This is a genomic window from Segatella salivae DSM 15606, from assembly GCF_000185845.1.
Classification (GTDB): domain Bacteria; phylum Bacteroidota; class Bacteroidia; order Bacteroidales; family Bacteroidaceae; genus Prevotella; species Prevotella salivae.
Genome location: NZ_GL629647.1, coordinates 465,941 through 471,633 on the forward strand (window position 1 = coordinate 465,941; position 5,693 = coordinate 471,633).

General features: G+C 36.8%; 5 protein-coding genes. All 5 read right to left on the reverse strand.

What is annotated here, in order from left to right; translation table 11 throughout:
- Positions 1–36 precede the first annotated feature (36 nt).
- Positions 37–1,986, reverse strand: a complete 1,950-nt coding sequence (thrS, locus tag HMPREF9420_RS01980; RefSeq protein WP_007133719.1) for a threonine--tRNA ligase — start codon at positions 1,984–1,986, stop codon at positions 37–39.
- Positions 1,987–2,071: 85 nt separating this feature from the next.
- Complete coding sequence (locus HMPREF9420_RS01985; RefSeq protein WP_007133720.1) at positions 2,072–4,045, reverse strand: tetratricopeptide repeat protein; 1,974 nt, start codon at positions 4,043–4,045, stop codon at positions 2,072–2,074.
- A gap of 8 nt (positions 4,046–4,053) precedes the next feature.
- Positions 4,054–4,617, reverse strand: coding sequence for a peptide deformylase (gene def / locus HMPREF9420_RS01990; RefSeq protein ID WP_007133721.1), 564 nt, complete (start codon positions 4,615–4,617; stop codon positions 4,054–4,056).
- 3 nt (positions 4,618–4,620) lie between these two features.
- Positions 4,621–5,061 (reverse strand): Holliday junction resolvase RuvX, encoded by a 441-nt coding sequence (gene ruvX, locus HMPREF9420_RS01995; protein ID WP_007133722.1) that lies wholly within the window; start codon positions 5,059–5,061, stop codon positions 4,621–4,623.
- A 36-nt stretch (positions 5,062–5,097) separates the two neighbouring features.
- Positions 5,098–5,583, reverse strand: coding sequence for an SPOR domain-containing protein (locus HMPREF9420_RS02000; protein WP_007133723.1), 486 nt, complete (start codon positions 5,581–5,583; stop codon positions 5,098–5,100).
- Between the last annotated feature and the right edge of the window lie 110 nt (positions 5,584–5,693).

Here is a 5,693-nt window from a genome sequence, read left to right on the forward strand (position 1 = left end):
AGCCTTCTCTGTTGTTAGAAACTATCCGAATGATAGTTAGTCTAAAGTCTTCAATTGATCTGCAACTTCGTCAGTAATACGCTTTGCAAACTCTTCCATCTTCATGGTAGCTTGCTCGCCTCCACCTTGTTTTCGCATAGAAACAAGACCTTCAGCAGCTTCTTTCTCACCAACAATTACCATATATGGAATACGTTTCAACTCGTTATCACGAATCTTACGACCAATCTTTTCATTGCGATCGTCAATAACAGAACGTACGCCCACTGTATCAAAGTACTGCCCTACCTGCTTCGCATAATCATTATATTTCTCAGAAATTGGCAATATCGCCACCTGATCTGGTGTGAGCCACAATGGGAAATGACCAGCAGTGTGCTCTATAAGTACTGCAGTAAAACGTTCAAGAGAGCCGAAAGGAGCTCTATGAATCATTACAGGGGTCTTCTTTGTATTATCTTCTGCAGTATACTCTAACTTGAAACGAGCTGGTAAATTGTAATCAACCTGAATGGTACCAAGCTGCCATTTACGTCCAATAGCATCTTTAACCATGAAGTCAAGCTTAGGTCCATAGAAGGCAGCTTCACCTATCTCTTCATGTGCAACAAGTCCTTTTTCCTTACAAGCTTCCCGAATCGCATTCTCGCTTTCCTCCCAAATCTCGTCAGAACCAATGTATTTCTCTTTGTCTTTTGGATCACGAAGAGAAATTTGTGCTTCATAATTGTCGAAATGGAACGTCTTGAATACCTTCAAAATAATATCAATATTCGTCTCGAACTCTGATTTAACTTGATCAGGTCTAACAAATATATGCGCGTCGTCTTGCGTGAAAGTACGAACTCGAGTCAATCCATGCAGCTCACCACTTTTTTCATAACGAAATACGGTTCCAAACTCTGCAATTCTTAAAGGAAGGTCTTTGTAAGAACGAGGCTTACGTGCATAAACTTCACAATGATGAGGACAATTCATTGGTTTGAGCATATATTCCTCATCTTCTTCAGGAGTATGGATAGGTTGGAACGCATCTTTACCATAATGAGCATAGTGACCTGAAGTTACATATAGACTCTTTCCACCAATTCCAGGAGTAATAACTTCTTGATAATGATATGGACGTAAGAGGCTACGTAGTAATTTTTGAAGACGCAAACGCAATTGAGTTCCCTTCGGTAACCAAATTGGAAGTCCTTTACCTACACGGTCAGAGAACATGAAAAGTTCCATCTCTTTTCCAATCTTTCGATGGTCACGCTTCTTTGCTTCCTCTAACATTACAAGATATTCATCAAGCATTTTCTTCTTCGGAAAGCTTATACCATAGATACGAGTCATTTGTTCACGCTCAGCATCTCCACGCCAAAAGGCACCTGCTACGCTTGTTAACTTAACAGCTTTAATTACACCTGTTGACACCAAATGAGGCCCTCTACATAGATCAGTAAAGTTACCCTGTGTATAAGTTGTTATTGTTCCGTCTTCAAGATCTTGTTCAATATGCTCACATTTATATGTCTGACCATCAGCCTTAAACTCTTTTAAAGCCTCAGCTTTAGACACTTCTTTACGTACAACTGGTTCATCTTTCTTTGCCAACTCAAGCATCTTTGCTTCTATTTTAGCAAAGTCATTCTCTGAAATTACTTGTCCTTCTGCAGGCATTACATCATAAAAGAAACCATTTTCAACAGCAGGACCAAAGCCAAACTGTATCTGAGGATATAACTCTTGTAATGCTTCTGCCAAAAGATGTGCTGATGTATGCCAGAATGTTCGTTTACCTTCCTCGTCCTCAAACTTATAAAGTGTGAAGTTTGCATCTTCATTTATCGGACGATTTAGTTCTACAGTTTCACCATTAACCCCACAAGATACAACGTTGCGAGCGAGAGCCGGTGAAATACTCTCAGCGATTTGTAAACCAGTTACGCCCTGTTCATACTCACGAACAGAACCATCTGGGAACGTGATTTTAACCATATTACAAATTAGTTTTATAAATCAAATGTTATGGCAAAGTTACTTTAATTGTATGAAATGACAAAATAATGAAATACAAAAATCATTATTTATGCATAGAAATCTGTTTAATCAAAGCATAAGCATCATAGAGTCCGAGCTCACCTGCAATACCTAAATCTCTTAAAGCCTCTGATTTATGATTCAAAACCATCTCGGTTAATCCACGATTATAATATACTTCAGCAATTTTACTATTGAGTTTAGTAGCTCTATCATAATATTCCTTTGCCCTTGTATAATCTTTTAATAACGCATAAACAGTACCTAAATCATATAGTATATAAGCATTCTCTGTGTCAAGAGAGAGTGAAGATTGTAAATCATCAATGATTTTTTTATAAGACAAATCATTAGACAACGTTAAAGTTTTATTTTTTTGCATGGTCAAATAACATACAGCACGCTGCCAATAAGCCAAAGATAATGTTGAATCCTGTTCTAAACAAGCATTCAAATCATTCAAAGCTGCTTCATAATTATATATCGTAGAATAGGCAACTGCACGTTGTAAGAGTAACGTTGGTAAGACTGAAGAATGAGAAGTGTTTTGAACTTGTGAATTTAATTGTTCTATTAACTGAAAGAAATGTTTTGTCTGATGCACTTCAGAAGGAGAGATTCGACAAGAAATATATAATTTGGAGGAAACAGGTTTGCAAAGATTGAATGCATCAACAGACTTATATGAAATCTGAAATTCACTGATTCCATTTGAATAAGACTGAAGAGATAAACCATAAAGAGGCATATAATCAAACGAGACCTCACGATTTTGAATGTATCCTCGAACCTTACTTGAATACTGAGGTGTAGATATTTCGTCGTTGAGTACTATCCATTGATCATATTTTTCAATATCAAAGTCATTCATTTTCCTAACTTGACGAAGCTTTTCTTTACTCCATCGCTGCTGAATTCCCAAATGTTTATTCATTTGAGCCTTTAGTACTTGAAACTCATCAAGTTCGGCTTTAGCATTCATTCCTAAATGCCGATAGCATTTAGCTCGGCTGAGAAGACCAGACCAAAAATTAGGGAATTGTGCGATAACACGAGAATAATCAGCAATAGCACTACGATAGTCTCCTACTCTATCCAATAATAATGCACGATTATATCGAGCCTGAAGATTATTTGGTTCGAGTCGTAATACATAACTAAAGTCTTTGATTGCATTATTATCATCGCCTACTGTCATCCCCAAAAGTCCACGATTATAGTGTGCAAGAAAACTATTAGGATCCATCTCTATAGCCTTATTGAAGTCCTCCATTGCTTGCCGGAGCATATTCAAATTAACACGACACATGGCACGATAAGTGTAGTTATTGACCACGTTTGGAATGTAATGGATTGCTTGACTAAATGCCTGTTCGGCCCTCTTCCAATTATTCTGTCTAAGATTCAGCCGTCCTAATATGGACCAAGAGTTACCATCATACGGATTAATCTTAAGCGTTTTTTCTACCCACTTACGTGCTTGTAAGGTGTCATTGGCACTCAAATAGGTCTCTGTCATCAATGCATAGGCGTTCGGTAATGAAGGCCATCGCTTTAATATATAATAAAGATCTTGACGTGTTTGTTTAATGTTATGTTGATAGAATCGGGCCAACGCACGATTAAACCAATATTCTTTATTATCAGGACTCAATTCAATTGCTTTGCCATAATCTTGATCTGCCTGTGAAAACAATCGTAGATTCATTCGATTATTAGCACGTTCACGTAACAATTCATGAACGTAAGGATTAAGTTTTATCGCTTGATTAAAATCATCTTCTGCTCCAGTATAATCTCCTAAACTTTGCTTTGCGATTCCCCGATAAAACCAAGCTTTATAAAGATAAGGTCTGTTAGAGATGATATTATTACAATACTGAATGACTACAACATAATCTTTATTATCCAAAGCCGTAGCACTAACATCAAGTAAACGTTCAGTATTATACTGTGAATATCCAGGGATATACACAATAAATATAATTGCAAATAATATCAACAGACGCTTATACATTTGCAATCTTATTTATGTGCCACCTTGGTTCGGTAAGCACAACGGAACTTACCCTTTAACATCGCTTTAAGTTTACTATAAATCATCTGTTTACGCAAAGGCGGAATACGATCAATAAACATCTTCCCTTCAAGATGATCAAATTCATGCTGCATCACACGAGCCAAATAACCTTCAACCCATTCATCATGTTCTACAAAATCTTCATCTTGATATTTTACATGAATTCGAGTTGGACGAGTAACTTTTTCAGATAACCCTGGCAAGGAAAGACAACCTTCTTCCAGCGTCTCTTTTGGTGAATCATCGTCAACTTCAAGGACATGCGCATTTATAAAAGCCTTTCTAAAGCCCTTATACTCAGGGAAATCATCACTTAAAACATCGAGATCAATAACAACAACTCGAATATCTTTCCCAATTTGTGGGGCTGCTAAACCAACACCATTACTTGCCGTCATCGACTCAAACATATCTGATATTAGTTCTTTTAGTTGAGGATAATCAGGAGAAATGTCTTGGGCCACCTTCCTCAACACAGGCTGACCATATATATATATAGGTAATATCATTAATTAATCTTTTTGTCTATATAACATGGAACGTTTATACTGCATGAAGTCTTGCAAGATAATTGTTGCAGAAATCTCATCTACTAAGCCTTTCCTTTCTCTTCTTGCTTTCTTCTTTATACCACTATCTAAAACAACTTTATGGGCTATAACTGAGGTAAAACGTTCATCATAATATTCTATAGGAACTTTAGGCATGAGCTTACGCCATCGATTTACAAACTGTTCTACACGTGCAAGGTTCTCACTTGGAGTACCATCTGGCTTAACAGGCCGACCTATAACTATCAACTCAACAGTTTCTTTTGCAATGTAGTCTTTAAGGAAGTCTATCAATATTGACGTAGAAACAGTGGCTAATCCATTTGCAATAATTTGCAAAGAATCAGTCACTGCCAATCCCGTACGCTTTTTACCGTAGTCTATAGAAAGTATACGTGCCATATAAATAGGTAGTTCTCCAAAGAGAACTACAATTTATTATTTCTTAAATAGCAACCATGCATCAGCATATCTACTACGCAAAGCATCACGACTTCTAACCGCATCAGCTTTATTATTGAAAGAAGATGCAACAACACGATACATGCTTCTTTCACTATTAAACACGATAGAAGCATCATATCCAGCACCCTTCAATGTTCTTTGCAGCCCTTCTGCATTAGCTTTCAAAGAGAAAGAACCAACAACAACACCAAAGCTCTTCACCTCAGGACCACTTACTACTGAGAAATTCTCTTGACGAACAACAGCATTATCAACATTATCCATAACGGTAACTTCATTTGCTGACTTCTGTTCGAGAGGCGTTACAACCGGTGAAGTCGTTTCTGCTTCGTTTTGTTGTGATGCTTCTTGCGCTTTAGCTTTATCATACATTTTCCTATAAGCACTCTCACTTGACTTACAACTTGTAAATGCTAAAGCTGCACTGAGACTTATACATAATACTAAAGTTTTTTTCATAATCCTCTTATTTATTAGAAATTAGACTTATTTTTTCCTCATGCGAAAATATAAAATATATCACAAATACGCGAGACTTTTGTGCATAAAGTTTGTTAAATCAAACAAAT